Annotated in this window: 14 protein-coding genes and 2 pseudogenes; 7 read left to right on the forward strand and 9 right to left on the reverse strand. The window is 64.4% G+C overall.

Features of this window, described 5'->3' with window-relative positions:
• Positions 1 to 13: 13 nt before the first annotated feature.
• A complete protein-coding gene (locus NMB96_RS19370; RefSeq protein ID WP_023904310.1) occupies positions 14 to 1006 on the reverse strand; it encodes a LacI family DNA-binding transcriptional regulator in 993 nt (330 codons plus the stop codon).
• Positions 1007 to 1183: 177 nt separating this feature from the next.
• Between NMB96_RS19370 and ptsP the strand changes: the two genes are divergently transcribed.
• The 6 genes and pseudogenes from ptsP to NMB96_RS19400 all read left to right on the forward strand — a co-directional run.
• Positions 1184 to 3703 carry a phosphoenolpyruvate--protein phosphotransferase gene (gene ptsP, locus NMB96_RS19375; RefSeq protein ID WP_255085433.1) on the forward strand — a complete coding sequence of 840 codons (2520 nt, stop codon included), beginning with the start codon at positions 1184 to 1186 and terminating at the stop codon, positions 3701 to 3703.
• Positions 3700 to 4656, forward strand: a complete 957-nt coding sequence (pfkB, locus tag NMB96_RS19380) for a 1-phosphofructokinase (protein WP_255085434.1) — start codon at positions 3700 to 3702, stop codon at positions 4654 to 4656. Before ptsP ends, pfkB begins: the two co-directional genes overlap by 4 nt.
• A 130-nt stretch (positions 4657 to 4786) precedes the next feature.
• Positions 4787 to 6529: a PTS fructose transporter subunit IIC gene (locus NMB96_RS19385; RefSeq protein WP_255085435.1), complete on the forward strand. Its 1743-nt coding sequence runs from the start codon at positions 4787 to 4789 to the stop codon at positions 6527 to 6529.
• Between the two features lie 185 nt (positions 6530 to 6714).
• A pseudogene (locus NMB96_RS19390) lies at positions 6715 to 7704 on the forward strand (carbohydrate porin); the annotation flags it as partial.
• A gap of 51 nt (positions 7705 to 7755) precedes the next feature.
• Positions 7756 to 8858 (forward strand): IS3 family transposase gene (locus tag NMB96_RS19395; protein ID WP_183086658.1). Its coding sequence is split into 2 segments (ribosomal slippage): positions 7756 to 8014 and positions 8014 to 8858, totalling 1104 coding nucleotides; the frame shifts between segments, so codons are not numbered across the junction.
• 32 nt (positions 8859 to 8890) lie between these two features.
• A pseudogene (locus NMB96_RS19400) lies at positions 8891 to 9199 on the forward strand (carbohydrate porin); the annotation flags it as partial.
• A gap of 239 nt (positions 9200 to 9438) precedes the next feature.
• On the opposite strand, the gene NMB96_RS19405 reads toward NMB96_RS19400, so the two are convergent.
• Genes NMB96_RS19405 through NMB96_RS19415 form a run of 3 tightly spaced genes read right to left on the reverse strand, consistent with a single transcriptional unit; the run spans position 9439 to position 14848 of the window.
• Complete coding sequence (locus tag NMB96_RS19405; RefSeq protein WP_023904315.1) at positions 9439 to 10089, reverse strand: hypothetical protein; 651 nt, start codon at positions 10087 to 10089, stop codon at positions 9439 to 9441.
• 40 nt (positions 10090 to 10129) lie between these two features.
• A complete protein-coding gene (locus NMB96_RS19410) occupies positions 10130 to 14155 on the reverse strand; it encodes a coiled-coil domain-containing protein (RefSeq protein WP_255085436.1) in 4026 nt (1341 codons plus the stop codon).
• Positions 14156 to 14188: 33 nt separating this feature from the next.
• Entirely contained in the window at positions 14189 to 14848 is a 660-nt protein-coding gene (locus tag NMB96_RS19415) for a DUF1629 domain-containing protein (RefSeq protein ID WP_043889270.1), read from the reverse strand.
• A 595-nt stretch (positions 14849 to 15443) separates the two neighbouring features.
• Between NMB96_RS19415 and NMB96_RS19420 the strand changes: the two genes are divergently transcribed.
• Positions 15444 to 15668 (forward strand): SymE family type I addiction module toxin, encoded by a 225-nt coding sequence (locus NMB96_RS19420; protein ID WP_076037648.1) that lies wholly within the window; start codon positions 15444 to 15446, stop codon positions 15666 to 15668.
• 278 nt (positions 15669 to 15946) lie between these two features.
• Here NMB96_RS19420 and NMB96_RS19425 read toward each other — a convergent pair whose 3' ends face one another.
• The 5 genes from NMB96_RS19425 to tgt form a co-directional block, all read right to left on the reverse strand.
• Positions 15947 to 16927, reverse strand: a complete 981-nt coding sequence (locus NMB96_RS19425) for an IS5 family transposase (RefSeq protein WP_183086603.1) — start codon at positions 16925 to 16927, stop codon at positions 15947 to 15949.
• A gap of 446 nt (positions 16928 to 17373) precedes the next feature.
• Positions 17374 to 18342: a protein translocase subunit SecF gene (gene secF / locus NMB96_RS19430; RefSeq protein ID WP_040941150.1), complete on the reverse strand. Its 969-nt coding sequence runs from the start codon at positions 18340 to 18342 to the stop codon at positions 17374 to 17376.
• 108 nt (positions 18343 to 18450) lie between these two features.
• A complete protein-coding gene (gene secD / locus NMB96_RS19435) occupies positions 18451 to 20295 on the reverse strand; it encodes a protein translocase subunit SecD (RefSeq protein WP_043889274.1) in 1845 nt (614 codons plus the stop codon).
• Positions 20296 to 20625: 330 nt separating this feature from the next.
• Positions 20626 to 20979 carry a preprotein translocase subunit YajC gene (yajC, locus tag NMB96_RS19440; RefSeq protein ID WP_011037519.1) on the reverse strand — a complete coding sequence of 118 codons (354 nt, stop codon included), beginning with the start codon at positions 20977 to 20979 and terminating at the stop codon, positions 20626 to 20628.
• Between the two features lie 132 nt (positions 20980 to 21111).
• A complete protein-coding gene (gene tgt / locus NMB96_RS19445; protein WP_255085437.1) occupies positions 21112 to 22257 on the reverse strand; it encodes a tRNA guanosine(34) transglycosylase Tgt in 1146 nt (381 codons plus the stop codon).
• Positions 22258 to 22326 lie beyond the last annotated feature (69 nt).

The following is a 22326-nucleotide window of genomic DNA, read 5'->3' on the forward strand; positions in this document are numbered from 1 at the left end:
TACTTCGGGACGGTTAGATACCCGGCCTGCGGGCGCCGGTGGAGCCACGCACCACGCAACGGCCGGTCATCACCAGGCGGCGGATCGGCAGCTGCGGCGATTTGAGCCGTTCCAGCAGCAGCGACATCGCCGCGCGGCCCATGTCCTCGACCGGCTGCTCGACCACGGTGATGCCTGGCTCGACCAGATCGGTCCAGCGCTCGTTGTCGAAGCCGGCCAGGGCCAGATCATCGGGAATGCGCAGGCCGGCGGTGCGGGCGGCCTTGAGTGCGCCCATCAACAGCAGGCTGTTACTGGTGACGATGGCTTCGGGCCTGTCTGCGCTGGCCAGCCATTGGCCGACTTCGGCAATCGCCGCTTCGGCGGTGGGCGCCACTTCGCGGTACGCAGGCGTCAGCCCTTGCGCGCCCATCGCGGCCAGATAGCCGTTGCGGCGCTCGGCCGCAGTGGTGCTGGTGCCGAACAGCCCGCCGATACGTTCATAGCCCTGCGCCTGCAGATGCGCGACCAGTTCGCCCATCGCTGCTGCGTTATCCAGCACCACGCTGTCGTAGCGGCTGCCGGGGCCGGCGCGGTCCACCAGCACGGTCGGGTAATCCAGCGCGAGTTCGTGCATGCGCCCCACCGTGACCCGGGTCGGGGCGAAGATCAGCCCGGTGATGCGTTCTTCCTGCATCAGTTGCAGGTACAGCGCCTCGCGCTCGGGGTCTTCGTCGGTATTGCACAGGGTCACGCGCATGCCGGCGCGATAGGCGACCTCTTCCACCGCGCGGATCAGCGCGGTGAAGTACGGGTTGCGGATATCGGCCACGATCACGCCCAGGATGCCGGACTGCTGGGAGCGCAAGCGCCGCGCCATCAGGTTGGGCCGGTAACCGGTCTGGCGCACGGCCGCCTCGACCTTGGCACGCACCTCCTCGCTCACCGGGCCGGTGCCCAGCGCGCGCGAGACGGTGGATTTGGACACTCCGGCCACCCGGGCCACGTCATTGATGCTGATGCTCACTGGGACATACTCACTGGGACCGTTCCCGCTCCATTTGGCGCACCTTGACCCAGGCGCTGCGTCGGATTCGATGCTAACCCGAAAGCACTACAGCGCTTTTGTGCAGTGCACATTGACCTGAGTGTGGGAACGTTCCCACACTACTGCCCAGCCCGTTCCTACTCCCCGGAGTCCGTCTTGTCCTCTCCGTCGCCTGTCGCTCCCGTCACTCCCGAACTCGTACGCCTGCGTGCGCATGCCCGCGACAAGGATGACGCCATCGCCCAGGCCACCCAGCTACTGGTCGCAGCCGGCTGCGTTGCGCCGGGCTACGACGCCAGCATGCGGCGCCGAGAAGGCTTGGCGAATACCTTCCTCGGCCACGGACTGGCGATCCCGCACGGCGTGGGCGAAGACCGCCATCTGGTGCGCCGCGACGGTATCGCGGTGCTGCAGTTGCCCGAGGGTGTGGAATGGAACCCCGGCCAGATCACCCGGCTGGTGGTGGGCATTGCTGCCCAGTCCGATACCCACATCACCCTGCTGCGCCGCCTGACCCGCCTGATCCAGGACCCGGCGCAGCTGGAAGCGCTGTTCACCACCGACGACCCCGGCGTGATCGTGGCCGCGCTTACCGGCGACCGCGCGCCCGACACCAGCGCCGCGCCGGCCACCGATCTGGCCGAAAAATTTGACTGGACCATCGCCTACCCCAGCGGCCTGCACGCACGCCCGGCGACGCGTTGGGCCGAGACCGCACGCGGCTTCTCTGCGCGTGCGCAAGTGCGCGCCGGCGAGCAGGCGGCCGATGCCAAGAGCCTGGTCGGCCTGTTGCAGCTCGGTCTGCGTGCCGGCGACAGCATCACCGTCTCGGCCGAAGGCAGCGATGCCGCCGCGCTGCTCAAGCGCCTGCGTGCGGTGATGGACAGCCTGACCGCGCAGGAAAAGGCCGATGCCGAACGCGCCGCGCAACGCCGCGCCGCCCCGGTCATCGGCTGGACCCCGCCACAGGCGCAGCCGGCCATCGTCGGCATCGGCGCCAGCCCGGGCGTGGCGATCGGCATCGTGCATCGCCTGCGTGCCGCGCAGACCGAGGTGGCCGATCAACCGGTCGGCCTGGGCGATGGCGGCGCATTGCTGCACGACGCCCTCACCCGCACCCGCCAGCAACTGGCGGCGATCCAGGACGACACCCAGCGCCGTCTCGGCGCCTCGGATGCGGCCATCTTCAAGGCCCAGGCCGAGCTGCTCAACGACACCGACCTGATCACCCGCACCTGCCAGCTGATGGTCGAAGGCCATGGCGTGGCGTGGTCGTGGCATCAGGCGGTGGAACAGATCGCCTCGGGCCTGGCCGCACTCGGCAACCCGGTGCTGGCCGGCCGCGCCGCCGACCTGCGCGACGTCGGCCGCCGCGTGCTGGCCCAGCTCGACCCGGCCGCCGCCGGCGCCGGCCTCACCGACCTGCCCGACCAGCCCTGCATCCTGCTCGCCAGCGACCTGTCGCCGTCGGACACCGCCAACCTGGACACCGAGCGCGTGCTCGGTCTGGCCACCGCGCAAGGCGGGCCGACCTCGCATACCGCGATCCTGTCGCGCACGCTTGGCCTGCCGGCGCTGGTCGCAGCTGGCGGCCAGTTGCTGGATATCGAAGACGGCGTCACCGCCATCATCGACGGCAGCAGCGGCCGGCTGTACATCAACCCGTCCGAGCTGGATCTGGACGCCGCCCGTACGCATATCGCCGAGCAGCAAGCCATCCGCGAGCGCGAGGCCGCGCAACGCGCATTGCCGGCCGAAACCACCGACGGCCACCACATCGACATCGGCGCCAACGTTAATCTGCCCGACCAGGTCGCGATGGCGCTGGCCCAGGGCGCCGAAGGCGTCGGCCTGATGCGCACCGAGTTCCTGTTTCTGGAAAGCGGCCGCACCCCCAGCGAAGACGAGCAGCACGCTACCTACCTGGCGATGGCGCAGGCACTGGATGGCCGCCCGCTGATCGTGCGTGCGCTGGACATCGGCGGCGATAAACAAGTGGCGCATCTGGAACTGCCGCACGAAGAAAACCCGTTCCTGGGCGTGCGCGGTGCGCGCCTGCTGCTGCGTCGCCCCGACCTGCTCGAACCGCAACTGCGTGCGCTTTATCGCGCTGCAAAAGACGGTGCGCGGCTGTCGATCATGTTCCCGATGATCACCTCGGTACCGGAGCTGATCACCTTGCGCGAAATCTGCGCACGCATCCGCGCCGAGCTGGACGCACCGGAAGTGCCGATCGGCATCATGATCGAAGTGCCCGCCGCCGCTGCGCAGGCAGACGTGCTGGCGCGGTATGCGGATTTCTTCTCGATCGGCACCAATGACCTCACCCAATACGTGCTGGCAATCGACCGCCAGAACCCCGAGCTCGCCGCCGAAGCCGACAGCCTGCATCCGGCGGTGCTGCGCATGATCCGCAGCACCATCGAAGGTGCGCGCAAACACGATCGCTGGGTCGGCGTGTGCGGCGGTCTGGCCGGCGATCCGTTCGGCGCCAGCCTGCTGGCCGGGTTGGGCGTGCAAGAACTGTCGATGACGCCCAACGACATCCCGGCGGTCAAGGCACGCCTGCGCGGCACCGCGCTGAGCACCTTGCAGCAGCTGGCCGAGCAGGCGCTGGACTGCGAAACCGCAGAGCAAGTGCGCGCGCTTGAAGTCAAACGCGAGGACCAGGCATGAGCCTGCACGCCATCACCGTCACGCTGAATCCGGCGATCGACCAGACCATCCAGCTCGAGCACTTGCAGCCGGGCGCGGTGCATCGCGCCAGCAGCGTGCGCAACGACGCCGGCGGCAAGGGCATCAACGTGGCCGCCTGCCTGGCCGACTGGGGCACTGAGGTCGCCGCGCTCGGCGTCCTCGGGGCAGGCAATGCCGGCGTGTTCGAGGCGCTGTTCCGCGAACGCGGCATTACCGATCACTGCCAACGCGTGGCCGGCGAGACCCGCACCAATCTCAAGCTGGTCGAAGCGCGCAGCAACGACACCACCGACATCAACCTGCCCGGCCTGCGCCTGGGCCAGCCGCATCTGCAGGGCGTTGCCGATCAGCTCGCCCCGCTGCTGCGCCCCGGCCTGCCGGTGGTGCTGTCCGGCAGCCTGCCGGCCGGCCTGCCGGACGACAGCTGGGCGCAGTTGCAGGCGCAGGCCAGCGCCGCTGGCGCACGCGTACTGCTGGATACCAGTGGTGCGCCACTGGTGGCCGCACTCGGCGCCGCGCGCAGCGCGCTGCCTTACGCAGTCAAGCCGAACCGGCACGAACTCGAAGCCTGGACCGGCCGCCCGCTGAGCGATCGCGCCGCGCTCAGCGCCGCCGCGCACGAACTGATCGCACGCGGTATCCAGCTGGTGGTCATCTCGATGGGCACCGACGGCGCCTTGTTCGTGCAGCGCGACCAGCGCCTGATTGCGCGGCCGCCGCGGCTGGCACAGGGCAGCAGCGTGGGCGCCGGTGACGCGATGGTGGCCGGCCTGGCCGCCGCGCTGCTGGATGCGGCCACCGATCTGGAGCAGTGCGCGCGGCTGGCCACGGCATTTTCGATGTGCCGGCTGGAAAGCGGCGACGCGCGCAGACTCAGCGCCGACGGCGTGCGCCGTGCTGCGGCCGACGTCGTGATCGAGACGCTGTCGTGAGCGCTGCCTTGCACTTGCCGGCGACCGGCACGCAGGTCTGCGCGCGTCATTCCGGCTGGCGTCATCCCGGCAAGCGTCACCCGCACGCGTCCGGCCTCACCGGCGACCGCAATACAGCAGGAGTTTTGCCATGTCCTCTTCCATCGTGGTCATCGCCGCCGGCGAACGCAGTACCGAAGCCGTTCTGGCGGCCGAAGCGCTGCGCCGTGCGGCCACCGCCGCCGGGCGCAGCGTGACGATCGAAATCCGCAGCGACCAGGGCGTGCTCGGCGTACTGCCGACCGAGCTGACCAACGGCGCCGCGCACGTCCTGATCGTCGGCGATGCCGATGCCGACACCGCGCGGTTCGGCGACGCGCAACTGCTGCATCTGAGCCTGGGCGCGGTACTGGACGACCCGGCCGCCGCCGTCAGCCAGCTCGCTGCCACCACCGCACCAGCCAGTACATCGGCAACGACCGACGCATCCGGCGCAGGCGGCAAGCGCATCGTTGCGATCACCTCCTGCCCCACCGGCATCGCGCACACCTTCATGGCCGCCGAAGGCCTGCAGCAGGCGGCCAAGAAACTCGGCTACCAGATGCGCGTGGAAACGCAGGGGTCGGTGGGCGCGCAGGACGCATTGACCGACGAGGAAATCCGCGCGGCCGACGTGGTCATCATCGCTGCCGACCGCGAAGTGGACCTGGCCCGTTTCGGTGGCAAGCGGCTGTTCAAGAGCGGCACCAAGCCGGCGATCAACGATGGCCCGGCGCTCATCCAGAAAGCCCTGGCCGAGGCCGGCGTGCATGGCGGCGCAGCCCCGGTCGCAGGCGCCAGTGCCACATCCGACGCCAAGAGCAATGCCCGCACCGGTGCCTACAAGCACCTGATGACCGGCGTCTCGTTCATGCTGCCGTTCGTCACCGCCGGCGGCCTGTTGATCGCGCTGGCCTTCGCGCTCGGCGGCATCTATGCCGGCGACGACGCGCACCAGGGCACGCTGGCCTGGTCGCTGTTCCAGATCGGCGCCAAGGCCGGCTTCACCTTGATGGTGCCTGCGCTGGCCGGCTATATCGCCTACTCCATCGCCGACCGCCCCGGCATCGCACCGGGCATGATCGGCGGGCTGGTCGCGGCCAACCTCAATGCCGGCTTCCTCGGCGGGATTATTGCCGGCTTCATCGCCGGCTACGGCGTGGCCGCGCTCAACCGCTACATCCGCCTGCCGCGCAACCTGGAAGGGCTCAAGCCGGTGCTGATCCTGCCGGTGCTCGGCACGCTGCTGGTTGGCCTGGCGATGATGTATGTGTTCGGGCAACCTGTGGCCGATCTGCTGGCCTGGCTCACCGCCTGGCTGCGCGGAATGCAGGGCAGCAGCGCGCTGCTGCTGGGTCTGTTGCTCGGCGGCATGATGGCCTTCGACATGGGCGGGCCGGTCAACAAGGCCGCCTACGCGTTTTCCACCGGTCTGATCGCCAGCCAGGTCTACACCCCGATGGCTGCCGCCATGGTGGCCGGCATGACCCCGCCGCTGGGCATCGCGCTGGCCACCTGGGTGTTCCGCAACCGCTTCACCGTCGAAGAACGCGGCTCGGCCACTGCCGCCGGCGTGCTCGGGCTGGCCTTCGTCACCGAAGGCGCCATCCCGTATGCCGCACGCGACCCGCTGCGCACCATCCCGGCGCTGGTGATCGGCTCGGCCGTGGCCGGCGCCATTTCGATGACCGCCGGTGCCGAGTTGAAGGCACCGCATGGCGGCATCTTCGTGCTGCTGATTCCCAACGCCGTGACCCACCTGCTCAATTACGTACTGGCCCTGGTGGTCGGCGTGGTGGTCACCGCAGTGGCACTGCGCCTGCTCAAGAAGCCGGTGGCCGACGTGATCGCCTGACGTTCGGCCGCCCCGCCCCGACCAATTCCACACCGCGCATCCGGCGCATTTGATCGCTGATCTGCGTCACCCCTGACTGGTTTCACCGCTGCGCTGCGCACCTTCGTGCGCGGCCAGCGGCTTGCCCACCCCTTAGCTGTCGCGTTCGCCTTCTCGGCCACGCCCTCTTTGTTCGGAGTCCTGCCATGACCGCCCTCGCCCCCCGCCATGCCCGTCCCCGCCTGCTGTGCCTGTCGCTGGCACTGGCGCTGACCCCGCTCGCCCACGCGCAGGATGCCGCCGATGCCTTCAAGCTCAAGCTGGGTTACACCGGCGAAGCCGCCTCGATGATCGACGGCGGCCGTAAGGGCGGCGACGCTTACGCCGGCCAGTTGATGGTCGGCACCGACGTCGATCTGAACAGCCTGTTCGGCTGGCACGGCGCCACCGTCAAGGCCTACGTCACCAACCGTCACGGCACCAACCTGTCCAACAGCAGCATCGGCAACAGCACCTCGGTGCAGGAAATCTACGGCGGCCAGGGCACGCGCCTGGCCAACCTCACGCTGGTGCAGAAACTGCTCGACGACCGCCTGGAACTGGAAGCCGGCCGCAGCGTGGCCAACATCCACTTCCTTGGCTCGGACCTGTGCCAGTACTTCCAGGGCAACTCGGCCTGCGGCAACCCCACCTTCGTGTTCCGCACCAGCAACTTCACCTACTGGCCGGTGTCCAGCTGGGCCGCGCATGCCACCGCCTGGGTCACGCCCAAGGTCTACGTGCATGTGGGCGCGTACGAAGTGAACCCGGTGCAGGCCCAGGACGGCCAGCACGGCCTGAAGTGGAGCACCGACGACACCACCGGCGTGGTGGTGCCCTACGCCATCGGCTACAAGAACAAGGGCGGCGACGGCACGCTGGCGGCGATGTACGAACTCGGCGGCTGGCAGGACAACTCCGACTACACCGACCCGCTGCGCGACCGCAACGGCAACCCGGCCGTGCTCAGTGGCCTGGGCTATGAAAACAAGCAGGGCCGCTCCGGCTTGTTTGGCCGCTTCGAACAACAGGTCACCAACCCGGACCCGTCCGGCACCCAGGGCCTGACCGTCTTCGCCGCCATTCTCAAGAGCACCAGCGGCCAGGCCATCGAAGACCACTTCGTGCAACTGGGCCTGGCGACGTCCCCCCGATTTTGAGTAGCGCCTCAGTTTGGAGTCCAATTCCCTACCCCGAGGAGATTGGACGTGAAGAAACGTTTTACTGACGAGCAGGTCATCGGCTTTCTGCGCGAAGCCGAAAGCGGCGTGGCGATCAAGGACCTGTGCCGGCGCCATGGCTTCAGCGAGGCCTCGTACTACCTGTGGCGCAGCAAATTCGGCGGGATGAGCGTGCCTGATGCCAAGCGGCTCAAGGACCTCGAGTCCGAGAACGCGCGGCTGAAGAAGTTGCTGGCCGAGCAATTGTTCGAGAACGACCTGATCAAGGATGCGCTGCGAAAAAAGTGGTAAGCGCACCGGCGCGTCGTACGCTGGTGCGCGAGTGGATCGGGCGTGGCGCCAGCGAGCGTCGCGCCTTGGCAGCGATCGGCATGAGCGCCAGTGCGCTGCGCTATTGCCCACGCGAAGACCGCAATGGCGAACTGCGCGAGCGCATCGTTGCGTTGGCGCATCGCCATCGCCGCTATGGCGTGGGAATGATCTATCTCAAACTGCGACAGGAAGGGCGCATCGTGAACTACAAACGGGTGGAGCGGTTGTACCGCGAGCAGCAGCTACAGGTCCGACGGCGCAAACGCAAAAAGGTGCCAATAAGCGAGCGTCAGCCGCTGCTGCGGCCAGCGCAGGCCAATCAGGTGTGGTCGATGGACTTCGTGTTCGACCGCACTGCCGACGGTCGGGTGGTCAAGTGTCTGGTGATCGTGGACGATGCAACCCACGAAGCGGTCGCCATCGACGTGGAGCGCGCGATCTCGGGACATGGCGTTGCGCGCGTGCTGGATCGGTTGGCACACAGTCGCGGTTTGCCGAAGGTGATCCGCACTGACAACGGCAAGGAGTTTTGCGGCAGGGCGATGGTCGCCTGGGCACATGCCCGTGGTGTGCAGTTGCGGCTGATCCAACCCGGCAAACCGAACCAGAACGCCTACGTCGAATCGTTCAACGGCCGACTACGCGACGAATGCCTCAACGAGCACTGGTTCCCGACACTGCTGCACGCGCGCACCGAAATCGAACGCTGGCGACGCGCGTACAACGAAGAGCGACCCAAGAATGCAATCGGCGGCATGACCCCGGCTGCTTATGCCCAACATCTGGCAAACACCGATATCATTACCCCCGGACTCTAAACCAAGCCGCTACTCAGGGCGGGGGGACGTCGCTGGTGCAGAAAGGCACCTTCGCCAGCCGCCCGCAGGACAACATTGCCTTTGTGATCACCCAGCAGAAATACAGCGACGAAGCGATCGAAAACCTGCGCCTGGCCCGCGCCTCAGCCGGCGGCACCGGCACCCCGGCCGACAACCAGATCATGATGGAGCTCAGCTACGGCATCCAGGTCACCAAGCGCCTACGCATCGCCCCGAACCTGCATTACGTGATCAACCCGGACCAGTTCAACGAACCGACCCGCACCAACGATCTGAAGAATGCATTGATTGCGGGCATGCGGATCGACTGGAATCTGTGACCCGTCGAAAAGCTGCGCGCGTTGCGCGCATGCTTGGCGGGTACCACTGCTTGAAGTGAGTGGCGGGTGCGTTGCATCTGACTGCAGTGCAACGCATTACGTCGACTCGGTTGGCCTGGGCATTTGCCGGATATGGCCGACGAGTTTGATGAGCCGCGTCGGTGCGCGACCGCACGCGATGTGGCTTTTTCAGCCGCCGCTGTCGCGCGCTAGGCAGTCGCTGTAATGACGACGTCGCATCATTGCGAATCTGATGTCGCACGCAGATTGATCGCTCTGTATTGCCTTTGGTTGCCGTAACGCGGCCCATTCTTCTCCAAGGTGGCACAGAGCCGGCCTTCGCCACAGGGAGCTAGGTCGGCACGCGACACGCGGTCCAGGTAGTCGATGGAAGCTCGAAGCTTTGCGAGTTCGGTTCGCTTTTCGTTGATGATGCCAACCGAGTAGGCCACCGCACCCAGCCCTAGCACGCCCGCCACGAGCATCGTAGCGGATGCGATTCCCATGCGGCGCGTGATCCGTGTCTCCAACGTCTGCTGCGCTTGCGCGTAACGCCGGGTGGCCTGTTGCAACGTCTCGTCCGCCGTGGCCATTTCTTTGTTGAATCGCTTGGCGGCTGGCTCAAGAGTCTGCGTCAACGCCTGATTGGTCAACTGCGTCAGCCTCGGCAATGCATTCTCAAGCACCCGGTTGACCTTGGCATCGGCGCTGCTGGCCGCGCGTTGCAGCACTTGGAGTTGCTCGGCGACCACATCGCGCAACCGTTGTTCGCGCTGCTGCATGGATGCCATCAGCGTCGTCAGCACCGTAATGGTCTCTTGCAAAGACGCGTTGGATGCGTTCAACGTCGCCATCATTTCCGCCATTGCGGCAGCGTCTTGCCTGTCCATGAGGTCTCCTAAGCTCGGCTGGTCACGGAAGAGATTCTGACTAACCGCCGCCCCCTCCACCACCACCGCCTCCTCCACCGCCCCCACCGCCGTCTCCACCTCCGCCGCCGTCCCCTTGGGGACCGCTCTGCATCGGCCCCTTTGCAAACTCGGGCAAGGTCATCACCATCACCGGCCCGCGGCTGGTGTTGATTTCCGCTGAGACATCCATCCCAAGCGCCTGGCGTGTGGCGACGTGTTCCTGGGCCTCCTGCTGGGCCTGCGCCTCCAGGAAATCGTTGCCTTTTTTCAACAACGCCTGCGTGGCTGCGCTGTTGGCCACACGATTTAGCGCCTGCTCAATCGCCAACTCGTTCTTGCTGTCGAGCGCGTAGAGCACCTCGTCCACATCCGGGTCGCCAGTGATGGATTTCCGCTCGGTTTGCAAAGAATCATCTGGCCCATCCCCTACCCCTGGACCGTTAGAGCGCTGAGTTAGATGTGGGAAGGTATCGGTTTGCTCAGCAGCTTCACTGGGCGAGCGACGCGCTTGCTCGCGCTGCGGGAACTCGTCGAGGCTTGCGCCGTCCACGCTTTGGGTCTCGTCGCGAACGAAGGGATAGGGTTCTCCGCGCTCGCGATGCTCCTTCCATTCCTGGTGGAAGCGTTCGTCTTGCCGATCTGCCAGCTCAATTTCCTGTTGCAGCTGGCGTAGCGAGCGCATGGTCTCTTCCAGGAATAGGGCACCGCCCGGGTCTGCGACACTGCGGTCCTGCGCCTGAGTCGATTGGGCCTGCTGGTTTTCCGCGTCTGCTGGCTCCTTGGGAAAGCGATTCTCTGCGCTACCTCCTAACGATTGCCCGTGTGCCTGCGCGAGGTATGCAGGGGGTAGCGCTGGCGCGTCATGCTCAGCCAGAAACGTGTCCGAAGGATGGTTCTGCTCTGACGTCGTTTCTTGCTCAGGATTGGTAGACGCTGCGGACTGCGATGCACTCAACGGCTCTGCTGTCGCAGGCGTTGTTTGAGCTACGACGCGAACCAGCTCTGCCTCCTGCTCACGCGCCGTGTATTGCTGGCGGACCAACGCTTGCTCCATCTCCACCTGCTGCGTTAGCGCTGACGGCCTCGCATCGGCCTGCACACTCTGGGAAGGTAGGCTTCCCGGCTCCGGGCCTTTGGAGGAAGACACTTGGACGCGGGCGGCGGCGCGATTCTCCATCGCCGACATTTCCAGCGAGTGCTCTGCTTCTTGGGCTTGACGCGGCTGCGCGTCACCTGCCTCGGGCGTTTGTTTCAGTGCGTCATGTGCGTCAGGAGCAAGACGTTCGTTCGCTGGTTGATTCTGTGGTTCCAGCCGTGAGCGTGCATCCTCCTGCTGCGACTGAGGGAGCGTTTTTTTCTGAGTCGGCACGAGCTCTGGTGCGTGAAGCTGAGTGTCTGGTTGCTGCGAGGCTTGCTGACGTTGGTCCTTCGTCGGTTCGAGTGCTTGAGTTTGTTGCTGCTGATCCTGTGCCTGCTGATCCTGACGTTCCTGGACCTCAACTTGCCTGGTTTCTTGAGCCTGGCGGTCTTGCTGCTCCCTCTGCTGGTTGTCTTCGGCTTGGCGTTCATGCGCCTGCCGCTGCTGGGCGTCTCTCTCCTCACGCTCCTGCAGCTCGCGTTGCTGGCTGGTCTGTGCTTGCCGCTCCTGTAATTGGCGCTCTTCTAGTTCGCGCTGCTGCTCGGCTTGGCGTTGACCTTCCAGCATCGCGTGCGCCTGGATGGCCTGCTCGCTCGGCGACTGATCTTCGCGCTCTGGCTGTGCCTGCTGGAGGTGCTCGCGCACCTGTGCGGCATGCTTCTCCTGTGCAAGGCGATCTTGCTGTTCGCGCTCTTGCCGTGCCTGCGCCGCGACAGAGGCTTGCATGCGCGCCTGGATATCCAGCACCTGCTGCGGATTGGACGACTCGGAGGTCGAGGTGTCCGCGTCTGCCGTTCCCTCAAGCACGCGCCCAAGGGTTGGCGATTCTCGCCGATTGCCTTGCGTCTCACTCAGCGCCTGCCGAATGTCATCGCTGCTGGTCACAGCCACCACGCGTGTGATGCCATCGGGCCCTTGCTGCAGGTGTGCGATGGAGCTGTCATAGCCGTATTGCCCAGCCTCGTTGCGCTGCAACTGCTGCATGGTCGGCCCGGTGATGCCGTTGACCTCCATGGTCCGCTGCGAGGCCAGCTCCACGGCGTGCTGGGTCTGCGGGCTGACGTTCAAATCAACGCCGGCGGCCCGGTAACGATGCAGCAGTTCGTTGTGCTCCATCCGCGCAGCCGTCGGCGCGGGAAGTGCCTGGATCGTCGCCAAGGTTTCCTGGGAGCGCTCGATTGAGGGCTGCCGCAGTCGGTCGGTCAGTTCCAGCTCCACCGCCAGGTTGCCACTGGCGACGCCATCCTTGCCCGCCCACTGTCCTGACTCGGTGCGCTGGTAAAGCTGAGCGTCCGAACCGAGCACCGCTCCAGGCTTGGCCTGGGCGGCTTGGACGGCCGCAGGCACTTCGACACCGTAAGCCTGGGCACGTTGCGCGGCATGGTTTTCCAGGTAGGCGGCGGCGATGGCTTCGCGCCCGGTGGCGATATTGTGTTCGATACGGCCCAGGGCTTCTTGGTTGAGCTGTTGCGCGCGTTCCGGCGAGGCGGTTTGGTGTTCGTAGCTGCCCCGGTCGGTCGCACCGGACACGGCGGTTTTGACTTGGCGCTCCCACGCCTGGCTTTCGGGATTCCGCCGCCAGTTCTGGTTGTCCAGTCCGACTTGGTCGCTTGCTTGAGCTGGAAGGTTGAACGGGTCCTGGGGCGGCGGCGCTTTGCCAAGCGCTAGCTCCACTGCCTTGGCGTTGGCCAGCGCCCCCAGCTCCTGCGATTTCTCATAGCTGGCGACCACGGGCCGCTCGCCCGACGTGCGCCGGCCATCATGGGCGAGATCTATGGCTGCTTCGCGCTGCCAGTTGCGACCGGTGAACTGCCACTCAACGCCCGCCTTGTCGGTCTGGTGGTAGATGGCGCGGTTGTCCAGCAGATCGGCGCCTTTGTCGAACGCCTTGCTCATCAACAGCGCGTCGCCAACCACCAAGGCCGCAGGCACAAAACCGCTACCGCCCAATGCTGCTGCAGTAGACGCACCGCCGGCCCAGCCGCCGGCATTGCGGGCAATGGCGTGCTGAACTTCTGATTGTGCGGCAGTGGCATTGCCTTGTTCCAGCAACTCGGACGAACGGCGGGCGGTCAGCACCGCATCCGCGCCAGTTGCCAACAAACCGCCCGAACGCACCAGGGTGCTCGCCGATGCATTGCCCAGCAACACTTCCATGGACGCGGCACCGCGTTGGCCTCGGGGCACGCGCAGGTTGTGTGCGGCCACCTCACCGAGAACCTGCTCGACCTTGAGGATGCCCTGCTCAGACAAGACCACGCGCCCATCGTGATGGGCATTGGCGATGGCGAGCGACAATCCGCTGCGCTGAAGCTGGATATCCCCGCCTCGAATGATGGCGGTGTTACTGACCTGGATCTGGCTGAGCGTGGTGACAATGCGAGACTCAGAGTTCGTCACACCTGCCCAACCACGATCAACTCCAGTGAGCCCCTTAAGAGCATCAAACTGTTGAGAATGGGCTTGGTGATAGTTCGGGCTGTTTTGCATAAAACCCTGAACTTTCATGCTTGCCTGAGCGGGAGTAAGACCAAGTGGCGTGTTGGTGTTCAAGTCATTGTTAATCAGGCCAACCGCAAGGGTGTCGCGCAACTGCTCCACACGCTGGACAACGCGATTCAACGCCTCCGGGTCGCCTCGCAAAGCCGCTCGACCATCTCGCGTTGCTTGAATTTCTTCCAAGCGCTTAATTACGCCATACTGATAGGCGCCAAGCGGGCCACCGCTGTGCGGCGAAATGACCAGAGAGTGAGCAAACTTGGGATCGGACGGCAAAAAGATGCGGTTTTCCTGTGCATGAATATCGAACCGACCGATCTCTTGCAGCTTCGCAAGCAACTTACTGCCTTTAAGCGTTTGCTGCTCAATCTCGTGATGATCTTGAAAAAGCGTCCGATATTTCGACATGAACTAAGCTCTTCTCTGCCCGTATTAGGCGCATCAACGATTCACGACGTCGTAGAACCATAGCCCGTCGGAATTACCATTAGTGCTAATTCCGGCAGCCTCAACCGCCTCCTTGAATACCCGATCACAAAAGACACCATCGTTAAACGGAAGCTTGAATACATGCGCATTTCCGAGCACGCCACTCTTGAAAGCCAAGCGACTACCGCCCGCAAGGCTGTAATACTTTCCAGCCTCGTAATCGTCGCTGATTTTGATATCGAGTTCCGAGGCTTCCTCATCCAAAGCATCTAATGTGCGAACGACATCGCAGAGGAAGACGGTCGGACCTTTGGAACCATCGGCTAAGCGATAGTCAGCATCAGCAAAGGCGAAGGCATCCGCATCCACAGATTCCATCACCTTGCGGAGCCGCTCGGAGACCAGCCAGTAGCCACTGAAGCCTCCCTCTAGATCCTGAGGCAACGCCCCTTCCATGGGGTTGTAGATCAATAGTGGCGTCTCTCTCAACGGAGGAAATCCTCCTTCGTCCGGCTGCAAAATAAGCCGGGGCGGCGTCAAAAGAGCCTGCTCATTTTCGAAGATCACCCCGTGGCCCTTTCCTCCACGCCGGCCGTCCGGCAGCAGCTCGAAAAACTCGCCCTTTTTGGGCTGATTGGTCATGTTGGTTTCCATGTGTTGCATCCCGTCCACAGGCTCACACCCCTGGATTGCTGTGACCGAAGTCTAGCGCCATCATCGGCTGCATGGGCATTCAACTACTTCTGTCAGCCAATCTGGAGTTTGGCAGAAGGCCTGGTTGATAAGTGCGACTCGTTCTTCAGCGTCTGCTGCTCGATCTCATGATGATCTTGAAACCGACGCCCCCCGTGCGTGCTGAGGCAGCTGACGAGGTAGAACGCCAAGTTGTTTTGCTTCACCACCGCCTAACGCCTGAGTCAAGCCGCCCCGCAGCGGGGCAGCGACTACGTGCTAGCGTAGCGTAAAGCACGCTGGCGCTGCCACGATGTGGGGTCGGCTTGAACGAATTGTTAGGCCCATGCCCACCAGTTGACCGAGAGCCAGTAGGGCGCTAAGTTGACCTAAGGTACTCAACATACCTTCCGCTAGCAGTGCCCGCGACTGAAACGCGGTTTTTTTGCGTCCATAGTTTCTATGGCCGAGTAGCGTCCAGTCATACAAGACCCGGCTTGCCGGGGAAAGCTGGGGGCCGTCTAGCGGCGGTGTTGAAGTACTCGGTCGCCCTCTCAACAGGGGCGTAACTCAACAATCCGCTAGGAGCACCACTATGGCCGTAAAGAGAAAGACTGCGCAACCGGAACTGCGTTTTTTAACCGTTGGCTATCAGGTCTACGAAAGTAAGCACAAAGATGTAGAGCGCCGGACCCGGCCGAGACAGGTACCGTTCTTGCGTTTGAGCGGAGATTGGTTGCAAGCGGCAGGATTTTCCGTAGGCCACAAAGCACAAGTGCAAGTGACTGAACGTGGCATCACAATCATTGCCGAAGAGTGATACTAACAATGCCGCAGACGGATCAGTGTCCGTCTGCGGCATTCTGTTTTTACGTGCCTAACGCCTGAATTAAGCCGACTTGCGCAGTGGAGGCGACAACATGGCAAGCTCTTTGGCCATGTTGTGCCGTAACGAAGCAAGTTCGGCTTGAATGAGTTGTTAGGGATGGTCTGATCAACGGCATCGGAGGATGAGCCTAACCACATCGACCAGGCTGACGGCGCTCAGATCCTCGATTTTTTTGCCGTTTCCGGCGCGTTTGCAGGGTGTTGCCCGGGTTACAGGCGCACGCTCCCCATCGTCGGCAGTAACTGCTTTCGCTTCATCCACAGGTTCGATAGCGCAAACAAGGTCAGCACCTGCGCGGTGTTCTTGGCCAGGCCGCGATAGCGGACCTTGGTGTAGCCGAACTGGCGCTTGATCACCCGGAATGGATGCTCCACCTTCGCGCGCACGCTGGCCTTGAAGTGTTCCCAACGTCTTTCCCGAGCACGCTCGCGTTTGTTGCCGAGGGCTTGCATCGTCGAGGGCCTGGCGGCGATGAAGAATGCAGCCTTGCAGGCCTGCAGTTCTTCGCGTTTGTCCGCACCGGTGTAGCCGCTATCGCCGAACACGCTGTCTTCTTTGCCATGCAGCAACGTGTGCATCACCGTGACATCGGCGACGTTGGCGGCTGTGCAATGGACGTGGTGCACCAACCCGGAAAATTCATCCACGCCGATGTGCGCCTTCATCCCGAAATACCACTGATTGCCCTTCTTGGTCTGATGCATCTCAGGGTCGCGCGCGTTGTCGGCATTCTTGGTCGAACTGGGCGCCGCGATCAGCGTCGCATCGACGATCGTGCCCGACCGCAGGCTCTGGCCCTTGCGCGCCAGATGCGCGTTGACCGCTTCCAGCATCCGCGCGGCAAGGCCATGGGTCTCCAGCAGGCGCCGAAAGTTGAGAATCGTGGTCTCGTCCGGAACGTTGTCCAAGCCACCGAGCTGGGCAAACCGCCGCAAGGTCGGGATCTCGTGCAGTGCTTCTTCCATCGCCGGATCGCTCAGCGCATACCACTGCTGCAGCAGATGAATCCGCAACATCGTCGCCAGTGCGTACGGCTGCCGACCTGGCCGGCCCGATACCGGATAGTGCGGCGCGATCAGACCGAGCAGTTGCTGCCACGGAACCACCTGCTCCATCTCGGCCAGAAAGATCTCGCGCCGGGTCTGCTTGCGCTTGCCCAGGCCCTCAGCGTCACCGAACGTCAGTTGCATGGATCACTCCTCAACATCAGGCGGGTAGTGTCGCGTATCTGTGGTGCGTTGTTCAGAGGTTCCCTAGCGGACTCCACCATCGCGAGGCCTCCAGCCTTATCCAGCAAGGACACAGGCGTATGAAATACACCCCCAAAAACAATGGCGTAACAGGACGTCCGCCGGCGCGGCTGCTCGATCAAGTGCGCGACCGCTTGCGCGTTCGGCACTACAGCCTGCGCACCGAGCAGGCATGTCTCAGTTGGATACGGCGCTTCATCCTGGCCAGCGGTTCTCTCCCGCAAAGTACTGAGTATCGATCGGCATCACGTGTCCGACGAAATCCTTGGTGTTCCAGCTTGTGAGTAGTGGCGTCACAGTGCACAACCGTGAACTAAGGGTTCAACGTCAGAAACGAAAAAACCGCGCAGCGCGCGGTTTTTTCGTGATCGAAGATCGATGACCGATCAAGGACGACGCGCCAGCGCCTCCACGTCCTTGGCCTTGGGCAGCAGATCCTGCTTGGTCACCGCAAACGGTCCGATACTCAGCATCGGCACGGCCACGATCACCGAGGAGATCACCACGATCACCGCGCCGATCATGTGCGTCTCGGCCAGGCCTTCCATCGACTCGCCGCCGTAGATGTACAGCGCCAGTGCCGACAGGAAGAACATCACCGCGGTGATCACCGTGCGCGAGAGCGTCTGGTTGATCGAGCGGTTGAGCACTTCCAGCGGCTCCACGCGCAGCGCGCGGAAGTTTTCGCGCACACGGTCGAACACCACGATGATGTCGTTGATGGCAAAGCCCATCACCGACAGCAGGCCGGCCAGCACGGTCAGGTCGAACTCGCGCCCGGTCAGCGACACGAAGGCCACCGTGACCAACAGGTCGAACAGCGCGGTCAGGCTGGCCACCACCGCAAACTTCCACTCGAAGCGGAACGCGATGTAGATCAGAAAGCCCACCAGCATGAACACCGTGGCGTAAACACCGTTCAAGGCCAGGTCCTTGCCGACCTGCGGGCCAACGAATTCGCCCGGCTGCACGGTGGCGGGGTTCTGCGGGGTGCTGACGGCCTTGCGCACTTCTTCGGCGACGGTGCTTGCGGCATCGTCGCGGTTGTTGTGCTGCTCGCGCGCCTGCAGGCGGATCATCACTTCGTTGCCGCCGCGTGCGTTCTGCACCTGGGCGTTTTCAAAGCCGGCCTTGGACAGCTGCTCGCGCACCTGGTCCACGTCCACGGTCTTCTGGAAGGAGGTCTGCACCAGCGTGCCGCCGGTGAATTCCAGTGCGTAGTTGAAGCCCTTGCCGACAATGACGCCGACCGAGGCGACCGCGATCACCAGCATCAGGATCAGCACCGGCTTGCGCAGGCGCATGAAGTCGATCTTGGTGTCATTGGGAATGAGATGAAGCGGGAACAGTTTCATGAAAAGAGCTTCCGTTGGACGACCGCACCGTCAAGGTCCGGCCGCTTGCGCAGGGATTCCTGCTGCGGAGTTGCGCAAAGGCGCGCGCGCCGCAGCAGGACTCGCATCTCAGATGGCCACAGACTTGAGCTTCTTGCGGCGGCCATAGATCAGAACCGCCAATGCACGCGAGACCGTGATCGCAGTGAACATCGAGGCAAAAATACCGATCATCATGGTCAACGCAAAACCGCGCAGCGGCCCGGTGCCGAAGGCATACAAAGCCACCGCCACGATCAGGCCGGTGAGGTTGGCGTCCAGAATGGTGCCGCCGGCCTTTTCATAACCGGCCGCAATCGCCGATTTGGCCGGTACGCCCAGGCGCAACTCTTCGCGGATACGCTCGTTGATCAGCACGTTGGCGTCCACCGACAGGCCGACCGACAACGCCAGACCGGCAAACCCCGGCAGCGTCATGGTGGCGCCGAACAACGACATCACCGCCACCACGATCAGCAGGTTGAACAGCAGCGCCACCGAGGTGATCGCGCCGAACACGCGGTAATAGATGGTGAAGAACACCAGCGTGAACAGGAACGAGTAGACCACGGCAGTGACGCCGCGCTCCACGTTCTCCGCACCCAGGCTCGGGCCGATCACGTATTCCTCGACGAAATCCATCGGTGCGGCCAACGAACCGGACTTGAGCAGCTTGGCCAGGTTCTCGGCCTCCACCTTCTCAAGGCCGGTGGTCTGGAAGTTCTTGCCGAACACACCGGCGATGCGGGTCGGCGACAAGGCTTCTTCCTTGACCCGCACGCTGCGCACTTCCTTGCCGTCCACCATGGTCACGGTGGGGATGCGCTCGATATACACCACCGACATCAGCTTGCCGACGTTGGCGCTGGTGTAATCGAGCATGCGCTGGCCGGCCACGTTGTTGAGCGTCACTGCCACCGCGGGCATGCCGTTCTGGTCGGTGCTGACGCTGGCGCTGACCATCTGGTCACCGGTCACCAGCGCGCGCTTGTTGAGCAGCACCGGCGCGCCGCTGTCACGCACGCGGTAGACCTTGGCTTCCGGCGGGATGCTGCCGCTGCGCACGGCGTCTTCGGCATTGCCTTCGACCACGGCGCGGAATTCCAGCGAGGCGGTGGCGCCGATCAGGCGCTTGGCCTCGGCCGTGTCCTGCAGACCGGGCAGTTCGACCACGATGCGGTCTTCGCCCTGGCGCTGGATGGTCGGCTCGGACACGCCCAGTGCATTGACGCGGTTACGCAAGGTGGTGAGGTTCTGCTCGATCGCGCCGCTGGCGATCTGCTTGAGTTCGGCCTCCGGCACCTTCACCGAGATGGTCTGGCCGCTGACGTCGTAGGTCAGCGTGGGCTGCGACTTGGCCAACGCGGTCCGCGCGGCATCGGCGCTGGCGCCCTCGCCCAACGAGACCTGGATGCTGTTGTCGCCACGACGCTCGACCGAGCGATAGGCAATGCGGCCATCGCGCAGCGTGGTGCGGATGTCCTCGGCAAAGCCCTCCAGACGCTTTTCCAGCGCGGCTTTCTGATCGACCTGCATGGCGAAGTGCACGCCGCCGACCAGGTCCAGACCCAGCACCATCGGCCGGCCGCCCAGCTTGGCGAGCCAGTCCGGCACCGTGGATGCCAGGTTCAGCGCCACCGTGTAGTTCTCGCCCAGCTGCTGGCGCAACACGTCGTTGGCACGGGTCTGCGCCTGCAGGGTGGGCAGGCGCACCATCAGGCTGTCGCCTTCCCGGGTCACCGCCTTGGGCGTGATGCCGGCGCTCTTGAGGTCGGCGTCGATACGGCTGCGCAACGCGTCGTCCAGCTGCGCACCGCGGCTGGCGGTGATCTGCACGGACGGGTCTTTCTGGTAGACGTTGGGCAGCGCATACAACGCGCTGACCGCCAGCACCACCAGGATCAGGAAATACTTCCAGCGAGGAAATTCGAGCATTGCGACAGTCCCGCGCGGCACCATCCCGGCGCCGCGCCTAGCAGTGAGAACGACTTCAGGCGGCCGATACAGCGTCGCGAGCGGTCATCCGGTGGATACGGCAGTGCATGGAGCAAAAGCGCCCGGGGGCGTGGTCCGACTTCGTGCACCGACTACGCCCACCAGAAGGTGCGCGCAGCTGTGGTGTTGCAGGTGTTCACTTGCAGTGACGTCTTGGGCGGACCCAAGCACGCATTGGCAGCGCAACGACAGCGGAGTGTACGAGCGGCCCCTGCCGTTTTCGAGCACCTGCCGGCAGCGCCGGACGGTGCCCGCTGCCGATGACGCGACTTAGCTGGCGGACTTCAGCGTGCCCTTGGGCAGCACGTGGCCAACGGCGCTGCGCTGCACGCGGATGCGCACGTTGTCGGCCACTTCCACGGTGATGAAGTTCTCGCCGATATCGGTGATCACGCCAGCCACGCCGCCGGAGGTGATGACCTCATCGCCACGCGACAGCTTGTCCAGCAACGCCTTGTGTTCCTTCTGGCGCTTCATCTGCGGGCGGATCATCAGGAAGTACATGACCGCGATCAGGATGATCGGCAACGCGAAGGTGGACAGGCTTCCCATCGGGCCGGGGGCCGGCGCGCCACCAGTGGCCTGCGCCTGGGCGACGGGGATCAGGAAATCGAGCAGATTCATTCTATGCATCCTAGGTTTGGTGCCAGCGCGCCCAGCGGCCCGCTCGCCATTCAGGTACCGCCGGAGCGGAACAGCCGGGAATTATGCCATGCAGGTCCCACGCCGTCCGCGCCAGGGCACGGACGGCAGGTCTCAGCTGGATTCCCCGGGCAGCGGCGGCGTGGTGGCGCCGCGTGCCGCATAGAAGGACCGCCGGAACTCCACAAAGGTTCCCGCCGCGATCGCCGCGCGCATGTCGGCCATCAGTTTTTCGTAGTACCAGAGGTTGTGCAGGGTGCCCAGCATCGGCGCCAGCATCTCGTTGCAGCGGTCCAGATGGCGCAGGTACGCGCGCGTGTAGCCGCTGCTGCAGGCATGGCAGCCGCAGCCTGGCTCGATGGTGTCCAGGTCGCGCTCGTACTTGGCGTTGCGGATACGCACCGTGCCAAACGAGGTGAAATAGTGCCCGTTGCGGGCGTTACGGGTGGGCATCACGCAATCGAACATGTCCACCCCGCGCGCCACGCCTTCGACCAGATCCTCCGGCCGGCCCACGCCCATCAGGTAGCGCGGCCGCTCGGCCGGCAGGCGCGGATGCAGGTGTTCGAGCATGGCATTGCGCTCGTGCTCGGGCTCGCCCACCGCCAGGCCGCCGATGGCATAGCCGTCGAAGCCAATGGCCTGCAGACCGTCCAACGAGCGGCTGCGCAGGTCCGGGTGCACCCCGCCCTGCACGATGCCGAACAGCGCCGCGTCGTTGCCCAGCCCGTCATGCGCCTCACGCGAGCGCTGCGCCCAGCGCAGGCTCAGCTCCATCGAACGCCGCGCGACGTCTTCGGTGGCCGGGTACGGCGTGCATTCGTCGAAGATCATCACGATGTCCGAATCGAGCACCTTCTGGATCTGCATGCTTTCTTCGGGGCCCAGAAACACCCGCGCGCCATCGGTTGGCGAGGAGAACGTGACGCCTTGTTCGGTGATCTTGCGGCGATGCGCCAGCGAAAACACCTGGAAGCCGCCGGAGTCGGTGAGGATCGGCCCGTCCCAGCGCGCAAACCCGTGCAGGCCACCATGGTCAACGATCACGTCCAGGCCCGGCCGCAGGTACAGATGGAAGGTATTGCCCAGGATGATCTCCGCGCCCAGCGCGCGGATCTGCTCGGGCAGGATGCCCTTGACCGACCCATAGGTGCCCACCGGCATGAACGCCGGCGTCTCCACCGTGCCACGCGGAAAGGTCAGGCGGCCACGGCGCGCATGGCCGTCGGTGGTCTGGAGCTGGAACTGGAGTCGGGACATTGGAAGGCCGGGAATGGAAATTGGGGATTCGGGATTGGCAAAAGCGAGAAGGCGGCGAACGGAGTGCTG

The organism is Xanthomonas hortorum (assembly GCF_024339125.1).
GTDB lineage: Bacteria > Pseudomonadota > Gammaproteobacteria > Xanthomonadales > Xanthomonadaceae > Xanthomonas > Xanthomonas hortorum.

Excerpts from the sequence above, each read along its gene's own strand:
- pfkB (WP_255085434.1), top strand. The coding sequence starts at position 3,700 with ATGAGCCTGCACGCCATCACCGTCACGCTGAATCCGGCGATCGACCAG.
- NMB96_RS19385 (WP_255085435.1), top strand. The coding sequence starts at position 4,787 with ATGTCCTCTTCCATCGTGGTCATCGCCGCCGGCGAACGCAGTACCGAA.
- NMB96_RS19405 (WP_023904315.1), bottom strand. The coding sequence starts at position 10,089 with ATGGACAGGCAAGACGCTGCCGCAATGGCGGAAATGATGGCGACGTTG.
- NMB96_RS19410 (WP_255085436.1), bottom strand. The coding sequence starts at position 14,155 with ATGTCGAAATATCGGACGCTTTTTCAAGATCATCACGAGATTGAGCAG.
- NMB96_RS19420 (WP_076037648.1), top strand. The coding sequence starts at position 15,444 with ATGGCCGTAAAGAGAAAGACTGCGCAACCGGAACTGCGTTTTTTAACC.
- NMB96_RS19425 (WP_183086603.1), bottom strand. The coding sequence starts at position 16,927 with ATGCAACTGACGTTCGGTGACGCTGAGGGCCTGGGCAAGCGCAAGCAG.
- secF (WP_040941150.1), bottom strand. The coding sequence starts at position 18,342 with ATGAAACTGTTCCCGCTTCATCTCATTCCCAATGACACCAAGATCGAC.
- secD (WP_043889274.1), bottom strand. The coding sequence starts at position 20,295 with ATGCTCGAATTTCCTCGCTGGAAGTATTTCCTGATCCTGGTGGTGCTG.
- yajC (WP_011037519.1), bottom strand. The coding sequence starts at position 20,979 with ATGAATCTGCTCGATTTCCTGATCCCCGTCGCCCAGGCGCAGGCCACT.
- tgt (WP_255085437.1), bottom strand. The coding sequence starts at position 22,257 with ATGTCCCGACTCCAGTTCCAGCTCCAGACCACCGACGGCCATGCGCGC.